The 26714-nt window shown below is 58.4% G+C and carries 25 protein-coding genes; 17 read left to right on the top strand and 8 right to left on the bottom strand.

Translation table 11 applies throughout. The features are described 5' to 3' along the window. Positions 1–204 precede the first annotated feature (204 nt). The 4 genes from ABJM11_RS18130 to panP all read left to right on the top strand — a co-directional run bounded on the left by ABJM11_RS18130 (position 205) and on the right by panP (position 4951). Positions 205–837, top strand: a complete 633-nt coding sequence (locus ABJM11_RS18130; RefSeq protein WP_348294133.1) for a TetR/AcrR family transcriptional regulator — start codon at positions 205–207, stop codon at positions 835–837. A 2-nt stretch (positions 838–839) separates the two neighbouring features. After that, positions 840–2543 (top strand): isovaleryl-CoA dehydrogenase, encoded by a 1704-nt coding sequence (locus tag ABJM11_RS18125; RefSeq protein ID WP_348294132.1) that lies wholly within the window; start codon positions 840–842, stop codon positions 2541–2543. A 196-nt stretch (positions 2544–2739) separates the two neighbouring features. Beyond that, the gene (locus ABJM11_RS18120; protein ID WP_348294131.1) at positions 2740–3081 is read left to right on the top strand and encodes a DUF503 domain-containing protein; all 342 of its coding nucleotides are present in this window, start codon (positions 2740–2742) and stop codon (positions 3079–3081) included. Positions 3082–3274: 193 nt separating this feature from the next. Beyond that, the gene (panP, locus tag ABJM11_RS18115) at positions 3275–4951 is read left to right on the top strand and encodes a pyridoxal-dependent aspartate 1-decarboxylase PanP (RefSeq protein WP_348294130.1); all 1677 of its coding nucleotides are present in this window, start codon (positions 3275–3277) and stop codon (positions 4949–4951) included. A 157-nt stretch (positions 4952–5108) separates the two neighbouring features. On the opposite strand, the gene ABJM11_RS18110 is transcribed toward panP, so the two are convergent. Together ABJM11_RS18110 and ABJM11_RS18105 are read right to left on the bottom strand one after the other, a co-directional pair. Then, positions 5109–5375, bottom strand: a complete 267-nt coding sequence (locus tag ABJM11_RS18110) for a hypothetical protein (RefSeq protein ID WP_150990625.1) — start codon at positions 5373–5375, stop codon at positions 5109–5111. Between the two features lie 104 nt (positions 5376–5479). Beyond that, a complete protein-coding gene (locus ABJM11_RS18105; RefSeq protein WP_348294128.1) occupies positions 5480–7039 on the bottom strand; it encodes an inorganic phosphate transporter in 1560 nt (519 codons plus the stop codon). 203 nt (positions 7040–7242) lie between these two features. Here ABJM11_RS18105 and ABJM11_RS18100 point away from each other — a divergent pair, with 203 nt between their 5' ends. The 3 genes from ABJM11_RS18100 to ABJM11_RS18090 are packed head-to-tail and all read left to right on the top strand — an operon-like array spanning position 7243 to position 11494. Further along, positions 7243–8349 (top strand): GGDEF domain-containing protein, encoded by a 1107-nt coding sequence (locus ABJM11_RS18100; protein ID WP_348294126.1) that lies wholly within the window; start codon positions 7243–7245, stop codon positions 8347–8349. 55 nt (positions 8350–8404) lie between these two features. Next, positions 8405–8863 (top strand): flavodoxin, encoded by a 459-nt coding sequence (locus ABJM11_RS18095; RefSeq protein WP_348294124.1) that lies wholly within the window; start codon positions 8405–8407, stop codon positions 8861–8863. 57 nt (positions 8864–8920) lie between these two features. After that, entirely contained in the window at positions 8921–11494 is a 2574-nt protein-coding gene (locus ABJM11_RS18090; protein ID WP_348294123.1) for an EAL domain-containing protein, read from the top strand. On the opposite strand, the gene tesB is transcribed toward ABJM11_RS18090, so the two are convergent. From tesB to ABJM11_RS18075, 3 genes are all read right to left on the bottom strand, one after another. Beyond that, entirely contained in the window at positions 11491–12348 is an 858-nt protein-coding gene (gene tesB / locus ABJM11_RS18085; RefSeq protein WP_348294121.1) for an acyl-CoA thioesterase II, read from the bottom strand. The genes ABJM11_RS18090 and tesB overlap by 4 nt on opposite strands. Before the next feature lie 80 nt (positions 12349–12428). After that, positions 12429–13583: an FAD-dependent oxidoreductase gene (locus tag ABJM11_RS18080; protein WP_348294120.1), complete on the bottom strand. Its 1155-nt coding sequence runs from the start codon at positions 13581–13583 to the stop codon at positions 12429–12431. Positions 13584–13620: 37 nt separating this feature from the next. Next, positions 13621–13788, bottom strand: coding sequence for a rubredoxin (locus ABJM11_RS18075; protein ID WP_135803992.1), 168 nt, complete (start codon positions 13786–13788; stop codon positions 13621–13623). Between the two features lie 263 nt (positions 13789–14051). On the opposite strand from ABJM11_RS18075, the gene ABJM11_RS18070 reads away from it, so the two are divergent. The 5 genes from ABJM11_RS18070 to phoR all read left to right on the top strand — a co-directional run bounded on the left by ABJM11_RS18070 (position 14052) and on the right by phoR (position 18277). After that, complete coding sequence (locus ABJM11_RS18070) at positions 14052–14609, top strand: hypoxanthine-guanine phosphoribosyltransferase (RefSeq protein WP_348294119.1); 558 nt, start codon at positions 14052–14054, stop codon at positions 14607–14609. Beyond that, positions 14590–15132 carry a chorismate lyase gene (locus ABJM11_RS18065; protein WP_348294117.1) on the top strand — a complete coding sequence of 181 codons (543 nt, stop codon included), beginning with the start codon at positions 14590–14592 and terminating at the stop codon, positions 15130–15132. The genes ABJM11_RS18070 and ABJM11_RS18065 overlap by 20 nt, the downstream gene beginning before the upstream one ends. 90 nt (positions 15133–15222) lie before the next feature. After that, positions 15223–16110 carry a 4-hydroxybenzoate octaprenyltransferase gene (gene ubiA / locus ABJM11_RS18060; protein ID WP_348294116.1) on the top strand — a complete coding sequence of 296 codons (888 nt, stop codon included), beginning with the start codon at positions 15223–15225 and terminating at the stop codon, positions 16108–16110. 101 nt (positions 16111–16211) lie between these two features. After that, entirely contained in the window at positions 16212–16904 is a 693-nt protein-coding gene (gene phoB / locus ABJM11_RS18055) for a phosphate regulon transcriptional regulator PhoB (protein WP_348294114.1), read from the top strand. A 56-nt stretch (positions 16905–16960) separates the two neighbouring features. Then, complete coding sequence (gene phoR / locus ABJM11_RS18050) at positions 16961–18277, top strand: phosphate regulon sensor histidine kinase PhoR (RefSeq protein WP_348294113.1); 1317 nt, start codon at positions 16961–16963, stop codon at positions 18275–18277. Positions 18278–18294: 17 nt separating this feature from the next. On the opposite strand, the gene ABJM11_RS18045 is transcribed toward phoR, so the two are convergent. Continuing rightward, complete coding sequence (locus ABJM11_RS18045) at positions 18295–19146, bottom strand: response regulator (RefSeq protein ID WP_348294112.1); 852 nt, start codon at positions 19144–19146, stop codon at positions 18295–18297. A 277-nt stretch (positions 19147–19423) separates the two neighbouring features. Between ABJM11_RS18045 and ABJM11_RS18040 the strand changes: the two genes are divergently transcribed. The 4 genes from ABJM11_RS18040 to ABJM11_RS18025 all read left to right on the top strand — a co-directional run bounded on the left by ABJM11_RS18040 (position 19424) and on the right by ABJM11_RS18025 (position 23357). Next, on the top strand, positions 19424–20602 hold the full coding sequence (locus ABJM11_RS18040) for a lytic murein transglycosylase (RefSeq protein WP_407070017.1): 1179 nt from the start codon (positions 19424–19426) through the stop codon (positions 20600–20602). Between the two features lie 158 nt (positions 20603–20760). Next, complete coding sequence (locus tag ABJM11_RS18035) at positions 20761–21471, top strand: THxN family PEP-CTERM protein (protein WP_348294109.1); 711 nt, start codon at positions 20761–20763, stop codon at positions 21469–21471. A 159-nt stretch (positions 21472–21630) separates the two neighbouring features. Next, positions 21631–22662: a metal-dependent hydrolase gene (locus ABJM11_RS18030; RefSeq protein WP_348294108.1), complete on the top strand. Its 1032-nt coding sequence runs from the start codon at positions 21631–21633 to the stop codon at positions 22660–22662. A gap of 2 nt (positions 22663–22664) precedes the next feature. After that, positions 22665–23357, top strand: coding sequence for a pseudouridine synthase (locus ABJM11_RS18025; protein ID WP_348294106.1), 693 nt, complete (start codon positions 22665–22667; stop codon positions 23355–23357). Here ABJM11_RS18025 and ABJM11_RS18020 read toward each other — a convergent pair whose 3' ends face one another. Further along, complete coding sequence (locus ABJM11_RS18020; protein WP_348294105.1) at positions 23358–23837, bottom strand: asparaginase domain-containing protein; 480 nt, start codon at positions 23835–23837, stop codon at positions 23358–23360. Between the two features lie 26 nt (positions 23838–23863). Continuing rightward, on the bottom strand, positions 23864–24781 hold the full coding sequence (gene pbpG, locus ABJM11_RS18015; protein WP_348294104.1) for a D-alanyl-D-alanine endopeptidase: 918 nt from the start codon (positions 24779–24781) through the stop codon (positions 23864–23866). 300 nt (positions 24782–25081) lie between these two features. Here pbpG and ABJM11_RS18010 point away from each other — a divergent pair, with 300 nt between their 5' ends. Then, entirely contained in the window at positions 25082–26710 is a 1629-nt protein-coding gene (locus ABJM11_RS18010) for an EAL domain-containing protein (protein WP_348294102.1), read from the top strand. The last annotated feature ends 4 nt before the right edge of the window (positions 26711–26714 follow it).

Below are 26714 nucleotides of genomic sequence, written 5' to 3'. Positions count from 1 at the left end.
CTCGGTGGATACGCCTTGCGCCCCACCTTGGCGTCTTTATAATCCGCTTTCGGTTGCAACGCTATTTCTTCACAACTATTTTTTTGTAATTTTTTGTATCAACTTTTAAGCTGCTGTTTTAAAAGAACAATAAACGCATGACTGTGCAAGCCAGTTGATTGACATAAAGAATGAATAATGATTCACTGCTTATAAGGAACCTGCATGCCATATCGGGAAACGGAGAAAATGCGCAACCGCAAGGCGGAGGCCCGCAAGCGCATCATTGAATGTGCCTATGAATGCGTCTCTGACGGCGGCTTCCGGAGCGCTCAGATCACCCGCGTTGCAGCGTGTGCCGGTGTAGCCACAGGAACTATCTACCGGCACTTCGAGTCCAAGGAACACCTGTTTGCAGAGATATTCAGAATTGCAACGCAGCAAGAAGTGGACAAGGTAGCTGAAGCACTGGCCACCGAAGGCAACGCGGTAATCCGGCTGGAAACGGCGCTGCGTCAGTTCGCAGAGCGTGCCCTGAGAGGACCGGTAATGGCGTGGTCACTGATCGCCGAGCCGGTCGATCCGAAAGTAGAAGAGGAACGGCTGAAGTTTCGTCGGTCCTACGCCGAGCTGTTCGAGCAGGCGATAAGGGAAGGTATCGGGGAAAACAGCCTTCCCGACCAGGATGCCAGGCAAAGCAGCACCTGCCTTGTAGGGGCCATTGCCGAAAGCCTTGTTGGGCCGCTTTCACCGGCCCAGACCGGCGGCACAGACCAGACAGACAACAACGATCACAATCCGCTGGTCGACTCCATCATTTGCTTTTGCATGCAGGGGTTGACTGGCGCCAGGAGGTAAACATGAACGCCCGCCAGCCCCTGCCACAAGACACTACAGAAGCTTCCGGTGACGACCGCTACCTGGCCGTCACACACGAGGTTATCAACCAGCCCCCGGCCCTGGAGAACTATAACCTTTTTGAGCAGGACAAGGCCCTGCAGGAAGCCGTGGCCCGGGAAGGCGCGGCGGCAGCGACCAGCGATCTGAAACAGTTCGGCGCCCTGGCCGGCACAGCGGAAACAATCGAGTTGGGATTCCGCGCCAACGAGAACAAGCCCGTGTTCAACACCCATGACCGTTTCGGTCACCGGATTGACCAGGTAGACTTCCACCCCGCCTACCACCAGCTCATGGCCATCGCCATGGAACACGGCCTCCACAGCAGCCCCTGGACCAACCCCGGAGCAGGTGCCCAGGTTACCCGGGCGGCCAGATACTACATGCACTCCCAGGTGGAAGCGGCCCACTGCTGCCCGATCACCATGACCTTTGCAGCCATCCCGTCGATCCGCAAACAGCCGGAACTGGCGGCCATCTGGGAAGACAGGATTCTTGCCAACGGCTACGACCCCCGCAACCTGCCCGACAGCGAAAAACAGTCCGTTACCATTGGCATGGCGATGACGGAAAAACAGGGCGGGAGTGACGTAAGGGCCAACAGCACCCGCGCCTACGCCATCGGCGCCGAAGGCCCCGGCCAGGCCTATGAGCTGGTGGGTCACAAATGGTTTGTCTCCGCTCCCATGTGCGACGCCTTCCTGGTGCTGGCCCAGACCAGAAGCGGTCTGTCATGTTTCCTGATGCCACGCTGGCGTCCGGACGGCAGCAAGAATCCGTGGCAGGTCCAACGCCTGAAGAACAAGATGGGCAACGTCGCCAACGCCTCCAGTGAAGCGGAACTGCGGGGCGCCCTGGCCTGGATGGTCGGTGAAGAAGGACGCGGCGTACCTACCATTATCGAAATGGTCGCCATGACCCGCTTCGACTGCATGATCGGCAGCTCCGCCGGTATGCGCCAGGCACTTGCCCAGGCCACCCACCACTGCCGCCATCGCAGCGCCTTCGGCAACCGCCTGAGCGAACAGCCACTGATGCAGAACGTACTGGCCGACCTGGCCCTGGAAAGCGAAGCGGCGCTCGCTTACACCATGCGCGTAGCCCGTTCGCTGGACAACCAGCACCTGGAACACGAGCGCCTGCTGGCCCGACTGGCGACCCCCGTTGGCAAATACTGGATCTGCAAACGCACCCCCAACCACGCCTACGAAGCCATGGAATGCATCGGCGGCAGCGGCGTGATGGAAGACTGCATTATGCCCCGCCTGCTGCGCGAGTCACCGGTCAACGCCATCTGGGAAGGCAGCGGAAACGTCCAGTGCCTGGACACCCTGCGGGCCCTGCAGAAAGAACCGGACACCCTCGACGCCTTCTTCAGTGAAGCCGCCGAAGCCCGCGGCAGCGACGCCCGCTTCGACCGCTTCCTGGCACAGCTACAGAACGACTTCGCTGACATCAGCGACTTCGAATACCGCGCCCGCAACCTAGTGGACCGACTGGCGTTGCTGATGCAGTCCTCCCTGCTACTGAGAAACTCCGACCCAGCGGTAGCCGACGCCTTCTGCGCATCCCGGCTGGAACACAACGGCGGCCTGAACTACGGCAACCTGCCCTCAGGTACGGACCCGGCAGCCATTATCAAACGGGCAACGCCTGTAGTAGGCTAGTCTGGACGTCCATCAGCTTGTCATAATGCTAGACTTGATGGACTCCACCTGAATAGTTCGCGAACCGGTGGGGGAGGCTTCTCCAAAACTGTGCGGAGCCATGGATGGCGGAGCTCAAGCGCCCCAGGGATGGGCCGAAGGAGCGTGTTTTGGAGAAGCCTCCCCCACCGGTTCCAGCACCAAAGCCGGAAAAACCATGTCCGAAGCCCTGAGAAAACTTCTGAACCAAGGCAACCCCCAGCAGCCAGTCATCACGCCCCACGTGGGCATCCTGACCCTGCACTTCCAGCTCTACGGCTGCGAAGACTTGAAGGCCAAACGCAAGGTCTTCACCGTTCTCAAAGCCGTCTGGGGTAAAGAACCCGACCTGGCCGTCGCCGAAACCGCCGACCAGGATGCCCTCGACTGCGCCACCTGGACCATCGCCGCCCTTGGTGGAACCTCACAGCAGATATCCCAGCGCCTGGACCAGATCGAAAAAGCCATACAGGAACGCGTTGACGCTGCCATACTGGACGTACACCGGGAGATCCTTTGACCCACCCGCGGGGCAGAGGCCATGCTGTAGCGTATGGTATCTCGACACCGTATACTACGCCCCCTCAGGGAGAACAGAGCGCCTGGCAGTAGCCCGGTGGCAAGTTACCGACGTCGGAACCTGTGTTTCCGACCATATCCGCAGAGCATCCGGGACAGGCCCTGTGGATGACCACTGATAGTGTGTGGCACCTATGACCGGAAAGAAAAAATCCGCCCAGGCCTCAGTAGAGGCCATGTATCGTGTATTCACCGTGCCTGAGGCACCCGAATCCACACTGAGCCGGATTGACCAGAACATATCCCGTAACCTTGCCGGATTCCTGCAGGAACACATCGTTGCGGTCGAACGGGATCTTTCCGACGTTGAGAAAGATTTCTCGGACTACGCCATTCCGGAAAAGCCCATCTTCGTCTCGGAACAGGCACAGTTCCTGCTCGACAAGCTGGTGGCCAATTCCGTACACACCGCTTCGCCCAGCTTTATCGGCCATATGACATCGGCACTGCCCTACTTCATGCTGCCATTGTCCAAGATAATGATTGCCCTCAACCAGAACCTGGTGAAAACCGAAACCTCCAAGGCGTTCACGCCCATGGAGCGTCAGGTGCTGGGCATGATCCACCGGCTGGTCTACGAACAGGACGGCGCCTTTTACCGTAAGTGGATGCACGATCCCCGCTATGCGCTTGGCGCCATGTGCTCCGGCGGCACCGTTGCCAACCTGACAGCGCTCTGGGTGGCGCGCAATAACGCCTTCCCTGCCGAGGGCAGCTTCCGCGGCATCCACCAGGAAGGCCTGTTCCGAGCCCTGCGTTATTACGGCTGTGAAGGCGCCGCCATACTGGTTTCCCGCCGTGGCCACTACTCCCTGCGCAAAGCTGCCGATGTACTCGGCCTGGGCCGTGATTTTCTGGTACCGGTCGACACCGATGATGACAACCGCATCAACACCGACGCCTTGCGGGAAAAGTGCCTGGAACTGCACCGTCAGAAGATCCGGGTCATGGCCATTTGCGGCATTGCCGGCACCACCGAAACCGGCAACGTGGACCCCCTGGACGCCATGGCAGACATTGCCCGGGAATTCGGCGCCCACTTCCACGTGGACGCCGCATGGGGCGGGCCAACCCTGTTCTCCCGCACTCACCGCCACCTGTTGCGGGGCATTGAAAAGGCAGACTCGGTGACCTTTGATGCTCATAAGCAGCTTTACGTGCCCATGGGCGTGGGGCTGGTAGTATTCCGTGACCCGGGCCTGGCCAGTGCCGTTGAGCACCACGCCCAGTACATTATCCGTAAGGGCTCGCGAGATCTGGGCAGCAATACGCTGGAAGGCTCTCGGCCAGGTATGTCCATGCTGATCCAGTCCGGGCTGAGAATTCTGGCGCGCGAGGGCTACGAAATCCTTATCGACCAGGGCATCGACAAGGCGAAAACCTTTGCGGAGATGATTGATGCAGAGCCGGATTTCGAAATGATCACCAGGCCCGAGCTCAATATTCTTACCTATCGCTATTGTCCGGAAAAGGTGCAAAATGCACTCGCTGTTGCGGACCCCCTGCAGGCTGAGCGGCTGAACACCTCCCTGAACCGGATCACCAAGTTCCTGCAGAAAACCCAGCGTGAACGGGGCAAGGCGTTTGTCTCCCGGACGCGACTGGAACCGTCGCGCTACTTCAACTTCCCCTGCATCGTATTCCGGGTGGTTTTGGCCAACCCTCTGACCACAAAAGAAATCCTAGCAGACATATTGAAGGAGCAGCGGGAACTGTCAGCGGATGAAGGTGTTCAGGACGAAATGGAAATTCTGGATCAGATGGCGGATGCCGTTCTGAAATTGCATCAGGCTGGGGCTCAGCAAGCCTGACTTCAGCGTGCTCAGTCCGAAACCGCGAGGGGCGGAGACACTCTTCCAAAACACGCTGTGAATACGTCCCTGTACGCTCGGCTCCGCCATCCATGGCTCCGCACGGTTTTGGAAGAGTGTCTCCGCCCCTCACTCAGTGCAAGCCTGGACTTAAGAGCTAGTAAAGCGCCTCCTCGTCATCCAGCACTTCGTCCAGAATCTCAAGAAACATATGATCCGCCCGACTCCAGCTTTCCGGAATGCGGATGGTGGTGTTGGCACTGATTTCCCGGGCAATAAGCTCATTGGCATTGGGCTGATTACGGTATTTACGCGCAATTTCCACCGACTTCACGGCGATCGTGGGGTCGCTGAGCACCTTCTTGATAAATACCCTGAGCTCGTCAATGACCTTTGCCTGACGGCTTTCTTCTGCTGAACTCATGAATCAATCCCCGGACAGGTTGGCATTAGTTGGGGAGGCAAACGCCTCCCGTAGAAAGAATAGTATGGGCCAAACCGGCAGCTGACAACCAGCGCGGGAGACCCTTACATCAGGAAGCCGCGCAGGGTGAAGAACAGGATGGCTGCCAGGCAGGCCGACACAGGCACTGTGATGATCCAGGCAGCAACGATACGGGTCAGATGGGAACGCTTGACCATCTCTTCGCGGTAAATCTTCTTGAGGCGCTTACGCTCCTTCTTGGACAGGGGGACCTGCTTCTTTTTCTTGGCCTGGGTGAGCAGGTTCTCCATCTCCTCAACGGAGGCATTGCGGAAGTCCTCAAGGAACGGACGTAAGCGCTCGCGCTCTTCCTCTTCATGGCTGTCCATGATGTTGTGCAACTGCGTGGCGTAGTTGGATTTCAGATATTCCCGAAGGAAGCCCACACCGAACACACCGCCCACGGCAATGTGGGTTGAACTGACAGGCAGCCCCAGTTGTGAAGCGATGATGACCGTCAGTGCTGCTGACAGCGCAATACAGAAAGCCCGGGTTTTGTCCAGCTCGGTAATTTCGCTGCCGACGGTCTTGATCAGCCTTGGCCCGAAGAGCATAAGCCCCACCGCCAGACCGATGGCACCCACCAGCATCACCCAGAGTGGAATGGTGGCAGAGGTAACCACCGCTCCGGCAGACAGTGCATCGTTTATCGCAGCCAGGGGGCCGATGGCGTTGGCCACGTCGTTAGCGCCGTGAGCAAAACTGAGCAGCGCGGCTGCGAAGATCATGGGCCAGACAAAGAGCTCATTCACGCCCGCGGAGCTGTTTTCCATGGTGGCTGCGCGGCGCCCGACCAGAACCCTCATCGCGATGAACACCACAACGGCTACGCCCAGGCCAACCAATGTGGCACCCATGAAGTCCACACTGACAATCTTCTTCACACCTTTGACCATCAGGTAGGTACCAAACGCCCACGCCATAATGGCCACCAGCCAGGGCACGAACGTTCGTGCCGCCGGCACCACATCCTGCCGGTAGAGCACGGTCTTTTTTATGGCATACAGGAACAGGGCGGCCAGGACACCACCCATCACCGGCGAAATTACCCAGCTGGCGACAATCTTGCCCATCACGGCCCAGTCCGCTATTCCCCAGCCGCCAGCCGCAACACCCGCACCCAACACACCCCCAACGATGGAGTGAGTCGTGGAAACCGGCGCACCCATCCAGGTAGCGAGATTCAGCCACAGGGCACCGGCGAGCAGAGCTGCCGTCATCAGCCAGACGAAGGTGCTCACATCATCCAGTCGTTCAGCGGCGATAATGCCGCCCTTGATGGTGGACACCACGTCCCCACCGGCAATAATGGCACCGGCTGCCTCAAATACCGCTGCAATGACAACCGCGCCCCCCAGCGACAGGGCCCCTGACCCTACCGCCGGCCCCACATTGTTGGCCACATCGTTGGCGCCGATATTGATGGCCATATAGCCGCCAATAACCGCAGCAGCCATCAACAACATGCTATTGGGCATCCCGCTGCTGATCTGGCCAACCATAAGGAAGACAACGAACAGAAACAGGAAGCTGATGCCAACACGGTAGCGCTCGGTGGACGGGCTGGTCAGGAGGGTATCAAGGAATCCGTTTTTGCTGGCCATAACACATCAGGTCTCGCAACTGGGAAGACGGGTAGCTGAAATTCAGCCTTCATACGGCGGCAACTATAAATTTTTTGCCATTAAAATGAAACAAAACCGTCATTGTCACGATTGCTTGACCAAAGTCTCTGTAAGGACGGCCATGTTTGGTTAACCTGACGGGCAATTGTGCGCCTCACGCACAGCAAAACAACAAGAGTGCCATGACCCGACTTCCAGACCCCAGCCAGACCCTCACCGACGCAAGTGAAGAACAAAGGGTTTCCCGACTGCTGACCGGCCTGTCCGCCATGGCCATCCTGTTCCTGCTCGGCATCGGAGCCAAAGCCTGGTTCGCCACCCATACGACCCATGGCGGGACCCTCTGGTTCTTTGCGGCACTGGTGGCGACAAACATGTTGGCCTACTCACGGAATGGTAATCGCCAGCAGCAGAAAGTCGGCATGATTGCCATTGTCGGACTGCTGTTCGGATACCTGATCATCACCGGAGGTGAAAGCAACACCGGCCCACTCTGGTTCTATGTGTTTCCGCCCCTGTTGTTCTATCTGACGGACCTGAAAACCGGAACGGCGGTGCTTCTGTTCTGCTGCCTGCTGACGGTGGTGGTGTTCCAGTTTCCGCAGCTACCGCTGGTAACGGCGGAATATACCACTGACTTCAAGATTCGTTTCTTCGCCACCCTGACGTTCGAATCCATTTTCTGTTTTGTGCTGGAAGCCAGCCGACTGAAGGCCCGCAACGAGCTGATGGCAATGGCCCGGGCGCACGAGCACGCTGCCCGAACCGACGAACTGACAGGGCTCTCCAATCGCAGAGACATACAGCATCGTCTGAACGAGGAGTACTCCCGGTATCGCCGCTCCGGACACCACTTTTCAATCGCCCTCATAGACCTCGACCTGTTCAAGCACATCAACGACGAGTATGGCCATGATGCGGGAGATGACGTACTTCGCCGCTTTTCGGAACTCATGCAGGCAGCGATCCGCCAGACCGACGTGGCCGCACGCTGGGGTGGCGAGGAGTTCCTGATCCTGTTGCCGGATACATCGTTGCTCCAGGCCCTGACCCTCGCTGAGCGTTTGCGCTCCGAGGTAGCCAGTGCCGAGTTCACGTTTGCCGGGAAGCGACTTCCCATTACGATCAGTGCCGGCATCTGTTCCATCGCCAAAGCCGGCTCCGTGAACGAACTGCTGAAGCTGGCCGACATTCACCTATACAACGCCAAGGAAGACGGTCGCAATCGCATTGCACCGCGGGTACGCACCATCACAACCGAGCCGGCCAAACCCCGCATCCACGCTTGAGGCTCAGGCATGCACTCGCTATGATCGTGCCGCAATTCAACGAGCAGGGCGACTTATGGCATCAATCCGGATTCTGGTTGGCAGCGTCTATGGTGGCGCATTATTGACGGCACGCGCGCTTAAAAAGACCCTGGAGCAGGAAGGGCATCAGATCATCGTCCTTGAGAATCCTGCGCTGGAAGACATAACCGGTAACAGTGACCCGGTGCTGATCTGCACCTCCACCACAGGTCAGGGCGAGGTTCCGCCTAACCTGCTGCCCTTCTACCTGAGGCTCCGCGAGGAACTGCCCCAGCAACCCGGGCGCCCTTTCGGTGTCATAGTGCTGGGCGACAGCTCTTACGGCGATACGTTTTGCGGTGCCGGCGACCTTATGGAAGAGGCTTTCTATGAGACCTCGGCACGGAAAGTGGGTGACACGCTTCAGATCGACGCCCTGGAAACGACAGAACCGGAAATGGAAGCGGAAGCCTGGGCCCGCCAGTGGGTGGAAAACCTGACATTTGTCCCTTGAGCAGCTGGGTGGTTGGAGCCATACTGAAATGGACACTCCAAACTAGATTGGTACTACGTGCGCCATATTGCTCAGCTTTTCGCCCTCATGGGCGCATTGATCATAATGGCTTTCGGAACCCAGGCGAACCCTCCTGAATCCGGGTTCGCAGAGCCGGATATGGACTACATCCGGGTGGCGCCTTCAGAAGAGCTGGATCTCAGGGAAGCGCTTGCTTCTGATCGTTGGCAGTCACTGGAAGGCGAAAGTCCGAACTTCGGCTACATCCGCGATACCGTGTGGCTTCGCATCCCTGCGTCAGACCTTTCAGCAATACCCGGCCCCCGCCAGGTGCTGGAAATCCGCTATCCTCAGCTTGACCATATTACCTTCTATCTTCTTGAAAACGCCGTTGTCCGGCAGCGCATACTGACAGGTGATCATTACCCGTTCGACCAGCGCCCGGTCCGGCACCGGAATTTCCTGTTTGCCTACAACGTAGATCCCGACAGTGACTACCAGATCCTGCTGAGAGTTCGTAGCCAGGGGGCCATGCAGATTCCTGTCCGGCTCTGGAATACCGCCGCGTTTTTCGAAGCCGCATCGGTCGAAGACCAGATGCATGCGATTTACTACGGCATCCTGATCATGGTGATCTTCTTCAACCTGTTTATTTTTCTGGCGCTGCGCGAGCGTATGTATCTGTTGTATGTGCTTTCCACCCTGGGGTATCTCCTGCTGGTTGGCAGCCTGAACGGCAGCACCTACCAGTTGCTCTGGCCAGGGCTGCCCTGGTTACACAACCAGGCAATGATGCTGACCGTTCCGGTGGCGCTGATCTTCACGCTGCTGTTCTCCCGCGCGTTCCTTAACCTCCGAGCCACCAGCCCGAAAATGGACAGGCTGGTATGGTACACCGTGGTGGTGAACCTTGCGGTTGTGGTACTCACCTTTATTACTGACTACAGCATTGCCAGCCGGCTTACGGTTGCCCTGGCGATTCCCAGCTGTCTTTTGCTGACCGTGATCGGGCCGCTGCAGTGGATCCGGGGAAACCCTCAGGCCAGCTATTACACCATTGCGTGGGGACTGCTGACTGTGGGCAGCGCGGTGACCGCCGCCAACAAGTACGGACTTATTCCCACCAACTTCGTCACTGCTTATGGCATGGAGATTGGCTCGGCCCTCGAAGCCATTCTGTTAACCATTGCCCTTGCGGCCAGGCTTTATCAGGAGCGGGAAGACAAGGTGCGAGCCCGGGAAGCGGAAATTGCTGCCATGGCGGCAAGACGGTCGGCAGAACTGAGACTGATTGACCAGGCGTTACACAACCCACTGACGGGCTTGCCCAATCGCGCCTGTCTGGAGATGATGATCAACGAGCTGATCGCCCGGGAAGCGGACAAACGGTTTTCCATATCCGTGATCCACCTCACCAACCTTCCGTCTATCACCAAAACCCTCGGACATCGCAATACGGATCGCCTGATCGAACTGGCTGCCCGACGTTTCAACAGCATTGTGGGGGACCTGCCCGGTATCTCTCCGGTGGAGACCACGGAGCAACAGTCGTTCTATCTCGCCTCGCTGGAATCCTCCACCTTCGGCTTTGTGGTAGAGACCGACACATTGGCAGAGGTTCCACGGGCCGTGGCCCATGCACTGCAGGAACTCCGCGAACCGCTGGATTATCTGGGCATGCAATTGCCCCTGGACCCTCACACCGGAACAGCCATCTGTCCGGATGACGCCACAGACGCCAACACATTGATACGCCGGGCCTTCATTGCCCAGGGCTCGGAAGATGCCAGAGACCGGGGGCAGGCCTTTTACCACCCATCGCGGGATTCCTACAGTGCGGATCGCCTGACACTGGCCTCGGACCTGAGACACGCCCTGAAGAACGGCAGGCTTGCGCTTTATCTGCAGCCAAAGCTGTTACTGAAAACCGGCGAAGTTGTCGGAGTTGAGGCCCTGGTACGTTGGCCGGACCATAAAAACCCTGTCCCCGCTGATGAAATCGTTGCCCTGGCAGAACAAACCGGCCTGATCAAACCGCTGACCCGCTGGGTACTGGAGCAATCCCTGGCCATCCGAAGCCGTCTGCTAGAAATGGGTCACAGCCTCGACGTTTCGGTGAATATCTCTCCAAATAACCTGAGGGAACGGGACTTTCCAATGTTTGTGCAGCGGTTGATGAGCAGTTACCACTCACATCGGGGAGCGATTACCCTGGAGGTCACCGAAACTTCGATGATGCAGGACCCGGTCAACTCCCTGAAGGCCCTCAAGTCATTGCACGCCACGGGGATCCCGCTGTCCATTGACGATTTCGGCTCCGGTTACTCATCGTTGTCGTATATCAAGCAGTTGCCCGCCAGCGAAATCAAGATCGACCGATCCCTGGTGACCGACCTGGCCACCGAAGCCGGTGACCGTGTCATCGTCAAAACCACCATCGATATGTGTCATAGCCTAGGCTATACCGTGGTCGCCGAAGGTGTGGAAAAGCAGGAAACACTGGACCTGCTTGAGCAGATGGGTTGCGACATGATTCAGGGCTACCTGATCACGCCGCCGCTGCCATTCAATGAATTGACAGCGTGGCTGGACAAACGGGGGCGCCCGGAGAAAAGCCGCGGAACTGGCTAACCACGTTGGCGAATCAACGCTTCCTGTGTTGTTGACGCCACCAGCCGTCCCTGCTGGTCAAAGAAGTTACCACGATTGAAGCCGCGTCCGCCCGACGCACTGGGGCTGTCCTTGTCGTAGAGCAGCCAATCGTCCATCCGGAACTCACGGTGGAACCAGATCGAATGATCCAGACTGGCTATCTGCATCTTCTTGCTCATGAAAGTCACACCATGGGGATTCAGTGCGGTTCCCAGAAACGAGAAGTCTGAGGCATAGGTCAGCAGGCACCGGTGCAGCACCGGGTCATCCGGCAGATGGCCCTGGGTGCGGAACCAACTTTGCTTATAAGGGGGGCGGGGCTCGGGCTTTAACGGGTTGACCGGATCCACCGGACGGATTTCGATGGGGCGATCCCGCACCAATGTATCTCGCAGGTGTTCAGGCACATGGGGCGCAAGCATCTTGCCGTAGTCCTGCTCTGACTTGAGGCTGTCAGGGTCTGGGGCAGCTGGCATATCCAACTGGTGCTCGAAACCCTCCTCGGCGATCTGGAACGACACGGAGCCGGTCAGTATTTCCTTACCGCCTTGGCGCGCAATGACCCGCCTTACGGAAAAACTGCCACCGTCGCGGACCCGCTGCACCTCATAGTCGATGGGCATGCTGTGATTGCCAGGCCGCAGGAAATAGGCATGCAGGGAATGGGGCAGGCGCCCCTCCACGGTGCGGCTGGCGGCCATCAGGGCCTGGCCCAGAACCTGCCCCCCGAATACATTGGGAAAGCCGAGGTCTTCGCTGTCCCCCTGAAAGTGGTCGTCACCCATCGGGGAAAGATCCAGTAGATCCACCAGTTTTCTGGTTACTTCCAGCATGCCCGCTCCTGTCAATTTCGTTAGCTCACGAATGAGTTTCTACCGTAAGCCAGGGACTTTCGCAATCCCGATACCGCTGATTACTCGTGGATTGGCGGCACTTCTTTTGACAGGGCCTGTTTCTCCAGCGCATATCGGCCGGTAACCGCAAACCCCAGGACGTCGCCGGAATCGCTCCTGAACAGCGCCCGAACGTCCTGGCCGTCTGCCTCGACGTCCCAGCTACCCGAGGCATCGGTCGGTGGCGGGCAGACCGCGGTGGGACAGCAGGGCGTCTTGATCATGACCGGCATGGTGCCGTATTTCACCTCGGTTGGTTCCCCTGCCAGGGTTTTCGCCAGGGCTCGGGCACAGGCCATTAACGGCAGGACATAGAGTAAAACGTGGCCATCCACTTCCGCGCAGTCTCCCAGGGCATAGATATCCGGAGCGGATGTCTGCAGACTGCGGTTCACCACGATTCCGCGATTGGTCTGCAGACCCGCTGCAGCCGCCAGCTCTGTGCGAGGCCGTAGTCCGACGGCGGAAATCACCAGATCAGCATCCAGAGTCTCGCCGTTGGCCAGGGTCAGCTTCACGCCCTTGTCGCACTCAGCAATGTGTTCCACCACGGTTTCCAGATGGAATCGCACACCCAGGTTTTCCAGACCACTGCGCACGGCTTCGGCGGCGGGTGCGGGCAGCAGCCCGGGCATCAGGGTATCGGAAGGGGCAATCACGTCAACGTCATAGTCGCCATTGCGCAGGTCATTGGCAAACTCACAACCGATCAGGCCGGCCCCCATGATGGCCACTCGCTTTTTGCCCTGCAGGGCATGACGAAAGGCGCGATAGTCCATCAGGTCGTTAATCGAGAACACGTGTTGCTGACCATCGCCCGCGATGGACAGACGTATGACATCAGCCCCCCAGGCCAGCACCAGCTTGCTGTAAACCAGCCGTTCATCCCCCAGCACCAGCTCATGGGCCTCCGGCTCAATACCGGTGACGGTGGTGTAGGTGCGCAGCTCCAGGTTCAGTTGCTCGATCATGGCATCCGCCGATGCCTGGGCCAGTTCGTCCGCTTCCTTGCCTTTGGTAAAGCCGGTAGACAGCATGGGCTTTGAATAGCTGAAGCCGTCGTCCGCCGTCACCATTACAAGGGGTGTATTGCTGTCCTGTTTACGAATTTCCTTCGCCAGGGTGTAACCCGACAACCCGGTTCCCACAATCACAATGGGTGCGTCTGCGCTCATTACCTGCTCTCCGACTCTGTCGCTTATACCGGCACCATTAACCGATTTCGATCATCTCAAAATCTTCCTTGCCAACGCCGCAGTCAGGGCATTCCCAGTCTTCCGGCACATCTTCCCAGGCAGTACCCGGTGCGATGCCGTCGTCCGGCCAGCCTTCCGCTTCATCGTAAATAAATCCGCACACAACGCATTGCCACTTTTTCATAGCCTTCCTCCAAAACTCATCAGGGCGCGATGATAATTGTCAGACAATCATGCGCGCAAGTCTTTCTATGCCTTCACGGCACTCCACAAACCGGAAACCATCATACCCATCGCTACGGCGTTGACCAATGCCAGTGCCGACGGGCATTTGGCAGGTTTTGTGCCAATAGCCATAAATACCGACCGGTCGCAGCCCGAACGCCCCCTCCCTTCGGCGCGCCTCCTCCGGTATAATCCCCGGTTTTATGACAGGACCCGACCTTTATGACCGATACCGTCGCCGAACTTAATCAGGTAATGGCCGAAGCCGACTGCCTGGTAAGCGAACAGCAGGTACAGGCCGCCATTCAGTCCCTTGCGGACGATATAACCGGGCGCCTGAAAGACACCAACCCCCTGTTGTTCTGCGTGATGAACGGCGGCCTGATTCTCACAGGCCAGCTGCTGCCGCTGCTGAAGTTCCCGGTACAGGCGGAATACCTCCACGCTACCCGTTATCGCCAGGAAACGACTGGCGGGATACTGGAATGGAAACTGAGGCCGGACGCCGACATGAATGGCCGCATCGTTCTTATTGTCGACGATATCCTCGATGAAGGTACGACTCTCTGTGCCATTGCGGATTACTGTCTTGCCCATGGTGCCAAAGAGGTCATGACAGCAGTACTGGTGGATAAACAGCACGACCGCAAAGCAAGGCCGGACCTGAAAGCCAACTTCACCGGGCTGGAGGTGGAAGACCGCTTTCTGTTTGGCTATGGCATGGACTACAAAGGCTACTGGCGCAACGCCCCGGGAATTTATGCCGTCAAGGGACTGTAACCCTGTTGGCATTCCCCCAACGGACTGGTACCGCTCGTTTTCAGCGGCCGGGCTTCGGAACCCCGCGGTTCATGGCGCACTTGGCCACTGGCTGAAACTCGAGGGTTCCCTGACCCGGGCGCTGCAGCTTCAGTGTCGCGACAGCTTTCGTGTGGACATTCTTCAGGAAGGCTTTGCCCGCCCCACTCTGGAAGAGGCCCGCACCCTCGGTATCCCGGTGCGCCAGAATGCCTGGGTACGGGAGGTCTGCCTCAACGGCGACGACACACCCTGGGTACTTGCCCGCACCATTGTTCCCCTGGTGACCCTGGCAGGACGGGGCCGCCGCCTGCGCAACCTTGGCCGCAGACCACTGGGGGCTTACCTGTTCAGCAACCCTGAGTGGCAACGGGGCCCCTTCGAAACAGGGCTGTGCCACCGCGACAGCAATGCCCAGCCTCTGGCGGCACGCCGTTCCCGGTTCTTCAGTGGCAACCACTCACTGCTGGTGGGCGAATACTTCCTTCCTACCCTGATCGGTTGACACGCCAGCCACCGAGCCTTTAACCCGGGCGCCACTGCTGGCTATAATTCCGCTCAACCCCTTGCACTTCACCCGATACGGATCAAGCCCATGCTGTCCAATGCTGTGCCCAACCACATACAGGCCCGCCTTGCAGACTACGCCCGCCTGTTGCGACTCGACCGCCCGATCGGCAGCCTGCTTCTGCTATGGCCGACCTACTGGGCACTGTGGCTGGCTGCGGACGGTTTTCCCGGCATCGGCAACTTTATCGTGTTTACCCTTGGCGTTTTCCTGATGCGGGCCGCTGGCTGCGCTATCAACGATTTCGCCGACCGCAAGGTGGACCGCCACGTAAAGCGCACCAAAGACCGCCCACTCACATCTGGCCGGATCGATGCCTGGGAAGCCGTTGCGTTGTTTGCCGGCATTTGCCTGATCGCCTTCCTGATGGTGGTGCTGTTCACCAATACCCTGACGCTCTACCTCTCTTTCGGTGGCGTGATACTGGCGTTCATCTATCCGTTCATGAAACGCTACACCCACCTGCCGCAACTGTTCCTCGGCGCGGCCTTTTCCTGGGCCATCCCCATGGCGTGGGCCGCCGAAGCCGGTGAGGTTACCCGCATGGCCTGGCTGCTGTTTACCGCCAACGTGCTCTGGACCATCGCCTACGACACTCTCTACGCGATGGTCGATCGCGACGACGATATCAGGATAGGCATCAAGTCCACGGCCATTCTTTTCGGGGAGGCGGACCGCGCGGTTATCGCGGTTCTGCAGGGACTGGTGGTGCTTATTCTGATACTGGTAGGCCAGCAATCCGAACTGGGCGTGTTCTACTACATGGGGCTCGTCGCCATGGCCTGCCTGTTCGTTTTCCAGCAACATCTGGCCCGCGACCGGACACGGGATGGTTGCTTCAAAGCATTTCTCAACAATAACTGGGCCGGTTTCGCGGTGTTTACCGGCCTGCTGGTGGACCTGATGGTCGCTTGAGCCAACAAATCCTGTGCCGGGCGGATGCTGTCATATACTTGTAACACTGTCGGGTTGTAATAAGGCAGCAACAAAACAAGGTCTGACACAGGTTAATGCTCATGACTGGAAAAACTGTCCTGATCGTCGATGACGAGGCACCTATCCGCGAAATGATTGCCGTGGCCCTCGAAATGGCCGACTACGACTACCTTGAGGCAGCGGATGCCCGCGAAGCGCATGCCCTGATTGTCGATAAACAGCCCGATCTCATCCTGCTTGACTGGATGCTTCCCGGCACCAGTGGTGTTGAACTGGCGCGGCGTCTCAAGAAAGAAGAGACCACCGCTGAAATCCCCATCATCATGCTCACCGCCAAGGTCGAAGAGGACAACAAGATTCAGGGGCTGGAAGTCGGCGCCGATGACTACATTACCAAGCCATTCTCCCCCCGGGAGCTGGTAGCACGGCTCAAGGCAGTGCTGAGGCGCACCACTCCTCCGGGTGTGGAAACACCCATTGAGGTGGAGGGCCTTACACTGGACCCGGTGGGCCACCGTGTGACCACCGAAACCGGCGCACTGAACATCGGCCCTACGGAATACCGGCTGCTTCAGTTCTTCATGACACACCAGGAACGGGTATATACTCGCTCCCAACTGCTGGATCAGGTCTGGGGCGGGAACGTTTACGTTGAGGAACGCACGGTTGATGTGCACATTCGCCGCCTGCGCAAAGCCCTTGGCGACCAATACGATCACCTGATCCAGACAGTGCGGGGCACCGGCTACCGGTTCTCTACCAGGGCCGCATAACCGCAAACCGGCGCCCTCCCCCCGCAAGGGCCGGAACTGATTCAGGGGCAGCAGTAATGCAACACAACTGGTCAAGGTATGTGCGGTGGATCATCGCCTTTCTGGTTGCCTGTACGGCGATCGGGCTATTCTTTGGCGAGCCGCTTTACGGGCTCACCGTAGGGCTCCTTGTCTACCTCTGGTGGACCCTCGCCCAGGCAAAGCGCCTCTACCATTGGTTTGGCAACCCTGGCGGCAGCGATGAGGCCCCACAAAGCGTTGGCCTGTGGGGCGACATTTTTGACGGCCTCCACAAGCTCCATCAAACTCACCTCCGCACTCAGGACAGGCTTCGCGCCCAGATTAACCGGGTTCAGGAGTCCACCAATGCGATGCGTGATGGCGTCATCATGACGGATTCACGGGGTGCCATGGAGTGGTGGAACGGCTCGGCAGAACACCTGCTCGGTTTTCGACGCGGTTCGGACCAGGGTCAGTTCATCCACAACCTGATCCGCAATCCTGCGTTCAAGGCCTATTTCGATTCCAGGGACTACCGCGAGCCTCTGGACCTGAACTCCCCGGCACGTCCCCACATACGCCTTCAGATCCAGATCAGCCTTTTTGGCGACGATGATCGCCTGATTGTGGCCAAGGATGTCACCCGGCTCTACCAACTCGAGCAGATGAGGCGGGACTTTGTCGGTAATGTCTCCCATGAAATGCGTACACCGCTGACGGTGATCAGCGGCTACCTGGAAACGCTGGTCGACAACGCCGATGACCTGCCTCCCAAGTGGCGCCGTGCCATCAACACCATGGCCCAGCAATCCTCCCGTATGGAAGCACTGATTACCGATTTGATACTGTTGTCAAAGATTGAAACCGGGGAACAGTCCGTCAGTGATGCGGTCACGGACGTCCAGGCAATGATCAACCAGATCTGCCATGATGCTAAAGCCCTCAGCGGCGAGCAGGGCCATGAGTTCAACGTCAACATCTCCGAGCGCCACCTGCTCAGGGGCGACGAAAGCCAGCTGCGCAGTGCCTTTTCAAACCTGATATTCAATGCGGTGAAATACACCCCGGCGGGCGGGCAGATTACGATTACCTGGAATACCGATCGTGACGGTGCGCACCTGTCTGTAAAAGACACCGGCATCGGTATTGATCCGGTCCACATCCCGCGCCTCACCGAGCGCTTCTATCGCGCAGACCCGAGCCGGCACAAGGAAACCGGCGGCACCGGATTGGGGCTGGCGATCGTCAAGCACGTTCTGCTGAACCATGATGGCCGGCTGGAGATACGCAGCCATATTGGCGATGGCAGCGAGTTCATCTGCCACTTTCCCCGGGAGCGACTGGCGGAAAAGCTCCCGGAAACCGCTTCCTGAAGCCTTCCCGTAAGGGCCTAGCCCCCACTGCGGAAGCGAGCAATGAAGCGGGACAGGTCTTCCAGCTTCTGGGGGTCTTCGTCGACGAAGCGGATCGTTACGCTGACAAAATCCGTATCCTGTCGCTTCTCTACCGCCTGCAACTGATGCACGTAACCATTCAATCGTGCTACCTGATCTTCGGCTACCTCGATATCCACCACTGCCTGGTCGAGGATGCCCGGGAATTCCTGGTCCCGCTTGGCGATCACCCGGACTTCCGTGAGCGTAATGTCCTTGACCACCGACCGCAGGGTGCTGTCCGCAAAACGAACCGAGGCCACACTCATGGCCGGTCGCGATGAAGCGCCGCGGGCGGTGGATGGCTTACCCGCACGGGGTGGCACCGAAGCTGACGGTTCCCGCTTCTGGGTCAGCAGGGTGGCAGACTCCCTGAAGGCATCGGCTGGGCCACCCATGCTCTTGCCGCTACGATCCATGGCCTCCTTGAGCCGCCGGCCCATCACCTTGATGATCTTGTTGCTCAGCCCTTCGGGGCTGAAGGGCTTGCCCAGGTATTCGGATACTCCACCCTTGACGGCTTCCACCACATGATCCTTGTCGCCGCGACTGGTAATCATGATGAACGGCACTTTTTCATACTGGGGTTGCTGGCGCATCCACTGCAACAGCTCCAGGCCGGACATCTCGGGCATTTCCCAGTCACACAGGATGAGGTCAAATACCGTACGGGACATCAGTGACTGGGCCCTGCGTCCGTTCTGGGCGTCGGTAGTTTCGATCACCGGGAAGCGCTGGCGCACCGTCCGCTTGACCAGGTCCCTAACAAAACTGGCATCATCCACCACCAGCGCCTTCAGCGTTGCCATGATTCGAACCTTATTATTCAGGAGTAAGTCGTTTATACGCCCAAACTATAGAACAAGCCGTTACCCGGGAATAGCCGGGCTACAAAAAGACCACACAGGCATGGCAGCCGGACACTCCAGGTTAAAGAATTGTCACCGAAAGCTGTCCACAACGGTATTTCAGAGCACGGAAAACAGGCTACCATGAGCCTGGAATATCCACCCCAGACCGAGGTTCAGCGTGCCGACCATATTCTCAGGGACTTTTGCAGGCAAACGGACAATCTGCCACTTTTCAATGGCCGGGCTATTGGCATTGGGAAGCCTTCCCGGCGTGGCCTACAGCGACACCAAAGAGGATTTTCAACAGTGCATTGACCGGCTGGAGGGCCAGGCGATCGATGCCGGCGTGTCATCGCAAACGGCCACGACCGTGCTGGCGAGCGCCGAGTACCTAGAGCGGGTTATCGAGCTGGACCGGCGCCAGCCGGAATTTACCACCACCTTCGCCGACTATCTGAACCGCAGGGTAAACGACCAGCGTGTCAGCAAGGGGCGGGAATTGTTGCAGGAACACCGCCAGCTGCTCGACCGCGTCACCCGTGAAACCGGTGTACCCGCCCCCTATCTGGTCTCTTTCTGGGGCCTGGAAACCAACTTTGGTGCTTACTTTGGCAAAATGCCGGTGCCGAGCTCCCTGGCCACACTGGCGTGTGACCCGCGCCGCAGCACGTTCTTTACCGAGCAACTGATTGCCGCACTGCGGATCATTGACGAGGGGGCGATATCGGCCGAACAGATGGAAGGGTCCTGGGCCGGCGCCATGGGGCACGTGCAGTTCATGCCTACCGTTTTCCTCCGGCATGCCGTGGACGGAGATGGTGACGGCAAACGGGACCTGTGGAACAGCCTGCCGGATGCCATGATGTCAGCCGGCAACTTCCTGGAGGACCTGGGCTGGAACGGCGACTACCGCTGGGGCCGGGAAGTTCTGCTGCCAGACAACTTCGATTACGAACTGGCCGACGGACGCAGGCTTGAACTCAACGAATGGCGCCAGCTGGGTGTCACCGACGCTTTCGGCAACGCCCTGGCAAACGAACCCATCAAGGCTTCTCTGGTGGTGCCGTCCGGCCATCGCGGGCCGGCCTTTCTGGCTTACCATAATTTTGGCGTCATCATGGGCTGGAACCGGTCTGAATTCTATGCCATCGCCGTGGGGCACCTGGCGGACCGGATTGCCGGCGCCGGAGGCCTGCAGAATCCGCCCCCGGAAGATCAGCCGGCCCTGTCCCGGGATAACATACTCGCTATCCAGGAAGCTCTGAATGAAAAGGGCTTCGACACCGGCGAGCCGGACGGCATTATGGGCCCCCAGACCCGCTCGGCGATTCGACAGTATCAGTCGGATAACAAGCTGGTAGCAGATGGCTATCCCGGCGAAGCGGTTCTTAACGCACTGGGTGTAAAGTTGTGAGAACAATGTGTCAACATTTTATACACAGTAACTCTTCAACTAGCCCTACCTTTATGAAATATGAGATATTTTTATAGTGGCACAAATTTCGCTTATCTGTATTTAACCGCTACGGAACCCTCTGTGGTAAAACAGATAATTGAAATTGAAGGCCCGCTATGAAGGTATTTTGGAAAGGCATTGTCAGCAGTGCGTTACTGACCCTGGCGACCAGCGTTGCAGCGTTCCCCATCAACCTGGAAACCATTGATGGAACCTTTGAGAATCCGACTGGCTCCGCTGTCAGCGGTGAAGGGACCGATTCCATTCGCTGGGGAACACCGCAGTATCACGGCAGCCAGAGCGGGTACGACTTCACCGCCTACAGCCCACTTCCTCGGCAGATCAGTGATGACCAGCCATTTGTTCTGGGAAAATTCACTCACATCAACGCCCCTGTTACCGGTGATGCCCTGACCGGCGTGGACCTGAACGTAACGCTCGGTTTTGAAGGTGGCTCAGCCACTGAAGGCAGCTTTGTGTTTTCGCATGAGGAAACACCCAACAATGCCTCCAACCCCTATAATATCTGCCTGTTCGGATGGTGCTTCACACTTTGGGACCTGCAAGACGGCCCTGTCGATGACGTCGTGATTTTTGAAGAATCCATCGTGTCCAACTCCGAGTTCACATTCGGTGGCCAGATCTATTCGCTGGAACTCATCGGTTTCGAGAACGGAGTGAACGACTTCCACACGGCAGAACACGCCATCAGTTCGGTGGATCTTCTGGCAAAACTCAACGCACGCTCGGTACCTGAGCCCGGCACCCTGGCACTGCTGGGTCTTGGCCTGGCGGGCATTGGCCTGGCCCGACGCCGAAGAATCTGACGTTCCGCAGACTCTTGTCCCGAACAGCCGGTGGAAGCGATTCTACCGGCTGTTGTTATTCTGCCTGCTGTGATCTATCCGACCACCCACACCCCGTGATCCAAAAGCCGTTTCCACGCATAATACCTGTTGGACTCCACTGACAAGGTTTCACTTCCGATGGACTCGATTACCCAAGCTGCACTGGGTGCCTCGCTGGCTGGCGCTGTTGCCGGAAAAACCCTTGGTCGTTCAGCGTTATTGATTGGCGCTGCCCTTGGCACCCTGCCGGATCTGGACGTGGTAATCGACTACGGTACCGCTGTGGCCAACTTTACCCAGCACCGGGGCTTCAGCCACTCCCTGTTCATCCTGCTTCCATTGTCATTTTTTATCGCCTACGCGCTGTATCGCTGGCGCCCTGCTCTCAGTTACAAACGCTGGCTGGCGGTCACCGCCCTGATACTGCTGACACACCCGCTACTGGATGCCTTTACCACCTACGGAACCCAGTTGTTCTGGCCCGTGGGGCCACCGGTTGCCCTCCATAGTATTTTTATTATCGACCCCCTGTATACCTTGCCCTTGCTGGCGGGGATATTGGCATTCCTGGTCCGTGGGCCCAACACCCGAGCCGTCATGGCAGGCCTGGCGTTGTCTACGCTGTATCTTGGCTGGAGTGTCACCGCGCAACAGATCATTTCGGACCGAGTGGAGCCGGCCCTGGCAGAGGAAGATCTGCAGGACGCCCCGAGAATGGTACAGCCAATGCCTTTTAACACCATCCTGTGGCGGGTCACGGTCATGGGTGAGGACCGGCGCATGGAAATCGTCACCGGATTTCTGGATGGAGGCGGGCCAGTCACCGTGGAAAGCTTCCCGCGCGATGCCGAATTGGCAAGCGCAGCCGCATCGCTTGACGAGGCCCGCCGTCTGGAATGGTTTACGGATGGCTTCCTGCACTACGAAAGCGCCAATGGCAAGCTGACGGCAACGGATATCCGCCTTGGCATTCCCGGGGCGCATCCGTTCACCTTCATTCTGGCGGAGGACAATGGTGAGGGGCTCATACCCAGGCCCAGTGCCCGGCTGGAACGCCCGGCTGTTGCAGGTGAGCTGTTGGGGCTGTTGTGGGCCCGGATGACCGGCTCCGCCGAGGTTTTATGCCTTGCCAGCCTGACCGTGCCTCCTCCGGGCGAAGGTTGCACCTGAATATGCGTCTGGATTATTTCATAGCCAACGCCACAACTCTGTCGCGCCGGGAGGCGAAAAAGGCCATCAGCGCAGGTCGGGTACGGGTCGACGATCAGGCGTGCCGCAAGGCCGGCGCGCTGGTACCCCCTGAGTCCACAGTAACACTTGAGGGGCAACCCCTGACGCTTCCGGGCGAACGCTACCTGATGCTGCACAAGCCCGTGGGGGTCATCAGTGCCACCACGGACAGCCAGCAACCAACCGCCCTGGACCTCCTGCCCACTGGTGTACGGCAGGGGCTGCATATCGCTGGACGGCTGGATGCGGACACCACCGGGCTGTTGTTGCTGACCACCGATGGCCAGTGGTCCCACAGAATAACCTCTCCCCGAGTCAATTGCCCCAAGACCTATCGTGTGACCCTCAGCGAAACCATCGATACCATAGCCATTACCCGGCTGGAACGGGGGGTGGAACTGCGCAATGACTCCCGGCTGACTTCTCCCGCCCGGGTGCACAAACTGGACGAACGGCGGATCGATTTGACCATTTCCGAGGGGCGCTACCATCAGGTCCGGCGGATGCTGGCTGCGGTGGGTAACCACGTGGACGGACTGCATCGCTGGCGGATTGGAGGCGTGGTGCTGGACCCGACACTGGCGCCGGGACAGTACCGGTCGCTAACCGCGGAGGAAGTGGAATGCCTGGGCTGATCAGGTTCGCTCGAACCGCTGGGCTTTCAGGTTCTTGCGCACAGAGCCGGCTTCGAACACCTCCCCGTTCATGGCAATGTAGACGCCGTGGGGCAACAACTTCACTGCTGCCCATGCAAAACCAATGTTGAAAACCGCATCACTGCGGCGCATGCGGGCCGGCTGCATGGCGCCAGTGAGCACGATGGTTTTGCCGTGGACTGACAGCAGTGTTCGTGCGGTTTCTGCCATGGTGTCTGTGCCGTGAGTGATAACAACATGTTCCGCCGGGCAGCGGCTGACTGCGGCCCTGACAACCTCGCGGTCTTCATCCGTCATTTCCAGGCTGTCCTTTCTCATCAGGCCTGAGACAGAAAAGCCTTCCCGTATATTGGATTCCGCAAGCAGCTCTCCAACCAGACTGTCTCCGATTTCAAACTCGCTATTGGCATCAAAATACACCTTGTCGATGGTTCCGCCGGTGGTGAAGATTTCGATCATGGCCAGAAGTCCTTTTAAATACGGCGTCAGTTCGCGCTGACCGTGGCGCTTTCCGATGACGCGTACGCGGCGTTCTTTTTACGCTCATAGGCCCGGGCCGCTGCGGCTACACTGCCACCCGCGCCAGTGGCCAGCCAGCGCTTGATGCGCCCGGCATCGCCCATTGGCGACCGGGTTCCCAGGGAATCCAGCAGCACCGTGACGACCGGTTTGCCCCCCATTTGGGAGAGCATGACCAGGCAGCGCCCGGCCTCCGAAAGGTAACCCGTTTTACTGATGCCCACACCCCAGCTATCACGATGCACCAGAACATTGGTATTTCCGAACGCCAGGCGGTAGCGGGGCTGCCGGAAGTGGGCGCTGAAGTAGCGAGTGGTGGAGTACTCCCGAATCTGCGGGTACTTGCTGGCCGCCCTGACCAGACGTACCAGATCCGCCGCCGTGGAAAGATTTTCTGCCGACAACCCGGTAGGATCCACAAACGTGGTATTAACCATGCCAAGCTCTCGGGCACGGCTATTCATGGCTGCAACAAAAGCGTCATACCCCCCAGGGTGATGGCGGGCAAGCGTATACGCGGCAAAGTTCTCTGACGACATTAACGCTATACGCAGCACATCGGCCCGTTTCAGCTCGGAACCTTTACGAATACGGGTATAAGCGTTGGCGGGTGCCGGGATATGGCGCTCCCTGAACTCCAGCCACTCTGTCAGCGGCCCGCCGGACTCCATGACAACCAGCGCTGTCATCAGCTTGGTTACAGAGGCAATGGGCACGGGGCGGTCGGCATTCTTGCCGTAGACCAGTCCGTCTGCGTCAGCGTAAGCCACTGCTGCGTTGACCGAAGCCAGCTGCAACTCTGCCCTTTCCACGGCATTGACGGAAGAAAACGTCACCAACAGGAACATTGTCAGCGCCAGTAAACCGGCCGATCGGACCATCATTTCTACCCTTCTTGTATTTATCTGCACGCGCTTGCCTGATCTGACAAGGTTACAACTATACCAGCCAAAACGCCCCTTGACTGCCGTCCGGGGCAGCAAATGCGTTACCGGTTTGTCAGTTATACCAGCCTTCATTGTGGTCACCCGCTTGGGGAGCACGACACACGGGCGTTTAAAACAGTAAATGCAAAATTTCTTTAAATCCCGTAAAATTACATATAAATCATATTGTTACAAATTGATTCCCAAGGTAAACAGATTGTAACAGGAATGCTGGAAAACCGGCAGGGCACTGACAGAATGGATTCAAACACAACCTCATCAGACAGCACCCAGCTACGAAAAAACATCAGCCTGCGCGTGGTCGATATGTTCCGATGGTCGTTACCCCTCATTCTCATCCTGCTTGCCATCGCCTACGGCGTGCTGCTCGTCGGCCTGCTTCCACAGGCGCTTGAAACCTATGCCCTCGAAACAAGTGAAGAGCTGATCCGAAGGGCTTTTATCGGCGGTGTCGTGGTATTTGCCCTACTGTTTCTGACCGGTGGCGGCTATATCCTCAGGAGCGTCAGGCGGCAGGAGCGGCGCAAACGCCTGAGCATTGATATGCGGATTCGACAGGAACAACAGGTTCGTTCCCAGATTGAACACGACTATGATCGGCTGCTTAAATCCCACCGGGTCACAGGCAAGCCCAACCGGGCCATACTCGAGGAAACCCTGGCCACCGTCGATACCAGCCAGAATCCCTATACGCTCTGCATGGTCAGGCTCTGCCGGTTCAACGAGATCGAACAGGCACTGGGATACCGTGCGGCCGAAGACCTGCTCAAGAGTTATCTGCGCCAGTTGAACCGCTATCTCAAGCGTATTGCCGGCGCCCGGCTGGTAATCATCAATGGATACGGGCTGGCTTCGGTGGACACCACAAACCACGCGTTCGCACTTTATCGCGAAACCCACACTGATCACGTTCAGGATCTGCTTGGGGAGATACGAGTCTGGCTGGCCGATAACTTCCGGGAGGGCCGGTTTTCCTTCTCCTGGGGCCCCTCGCTCGGCGTTGCCCATGCGCCCGAGCATGGAGCCGACGCAGCCGGCATCCTGTCCTCCGCCGGCGTTGCGTCGCTGAATACCGGCCAGCTACTCACTGTCTATGACCCGGCGATCGCCGAGTGGCAGTACCGCCAGCAGGTTCTGATGCTGGACGTGGAAGACGGGCTGGCCACCAACGCCATGTGGCTGGAATACCAGCCAAAAGTATGCATTCGCGACTCGAGGGTTCGCTCTGTGGAGGCATTGATCCGCTGGCGTCACCCGGAATTCGGAGCGGTAGCGCCTGACCAATGGATACCACTGGCCGAACAGGTGGGCGTGATTCACCCGGTGACGCTCTGGGTTATCGAGAGAGCTTGTAGCGAGCACCGCCACCTGGTTTCCCGCTATGGCACTGACCTTTCCGTAGCCGTGAATATTTCCGCTGTGGACCTGATGCACTCCGGTTTCGAGGACGAAATTTCCGGCATCGTTGCCCGCCACGGCATGAAGACCGGGGACCTGATTCTGGAAATCACGGAAACGGCCATGATGACCGATCCGGAGATATCCGGAAGCGTTATCCATGCCCTCAGCCGCCGGGGGTTCCGGATAGCGATGGACGACTTCGGCACCGGCCATTCCTCACTGGGCACCCTGGCAAGCTTTGACCTGGATGAACTCAAGATTGACCGCAGCTTTCTCAAGGATATCCTCGCCCATCCTACTCGCCAGCGTATCTTCCGCGCCGCTCTGGAGCTGGGCGAGGCGCTGGATCTGGATGTCGTAGTCGAGGGCGTAGAGGACAAGGCCGTGGTTTGCTGGTTGCAGCAGTTCCCGGGCCTGTTCGGACAGGGGTATTATTGGGGCCGCCCGGAACCGGCCAGCCCCTGAAACG

The organism is Marinobacter sp. (assembly GCF_039977835.1).
Classification (GTDB): Bacteria; Pseudomonadota; Gammaproteobacteria; order Pseudomonadales; family Oleiphilaceae; genus Marinobacter.
Note: the sequence above shows the minus strand (reverse complement) of the source record. Positions and strands in the feature narration are given on the sequence as shown.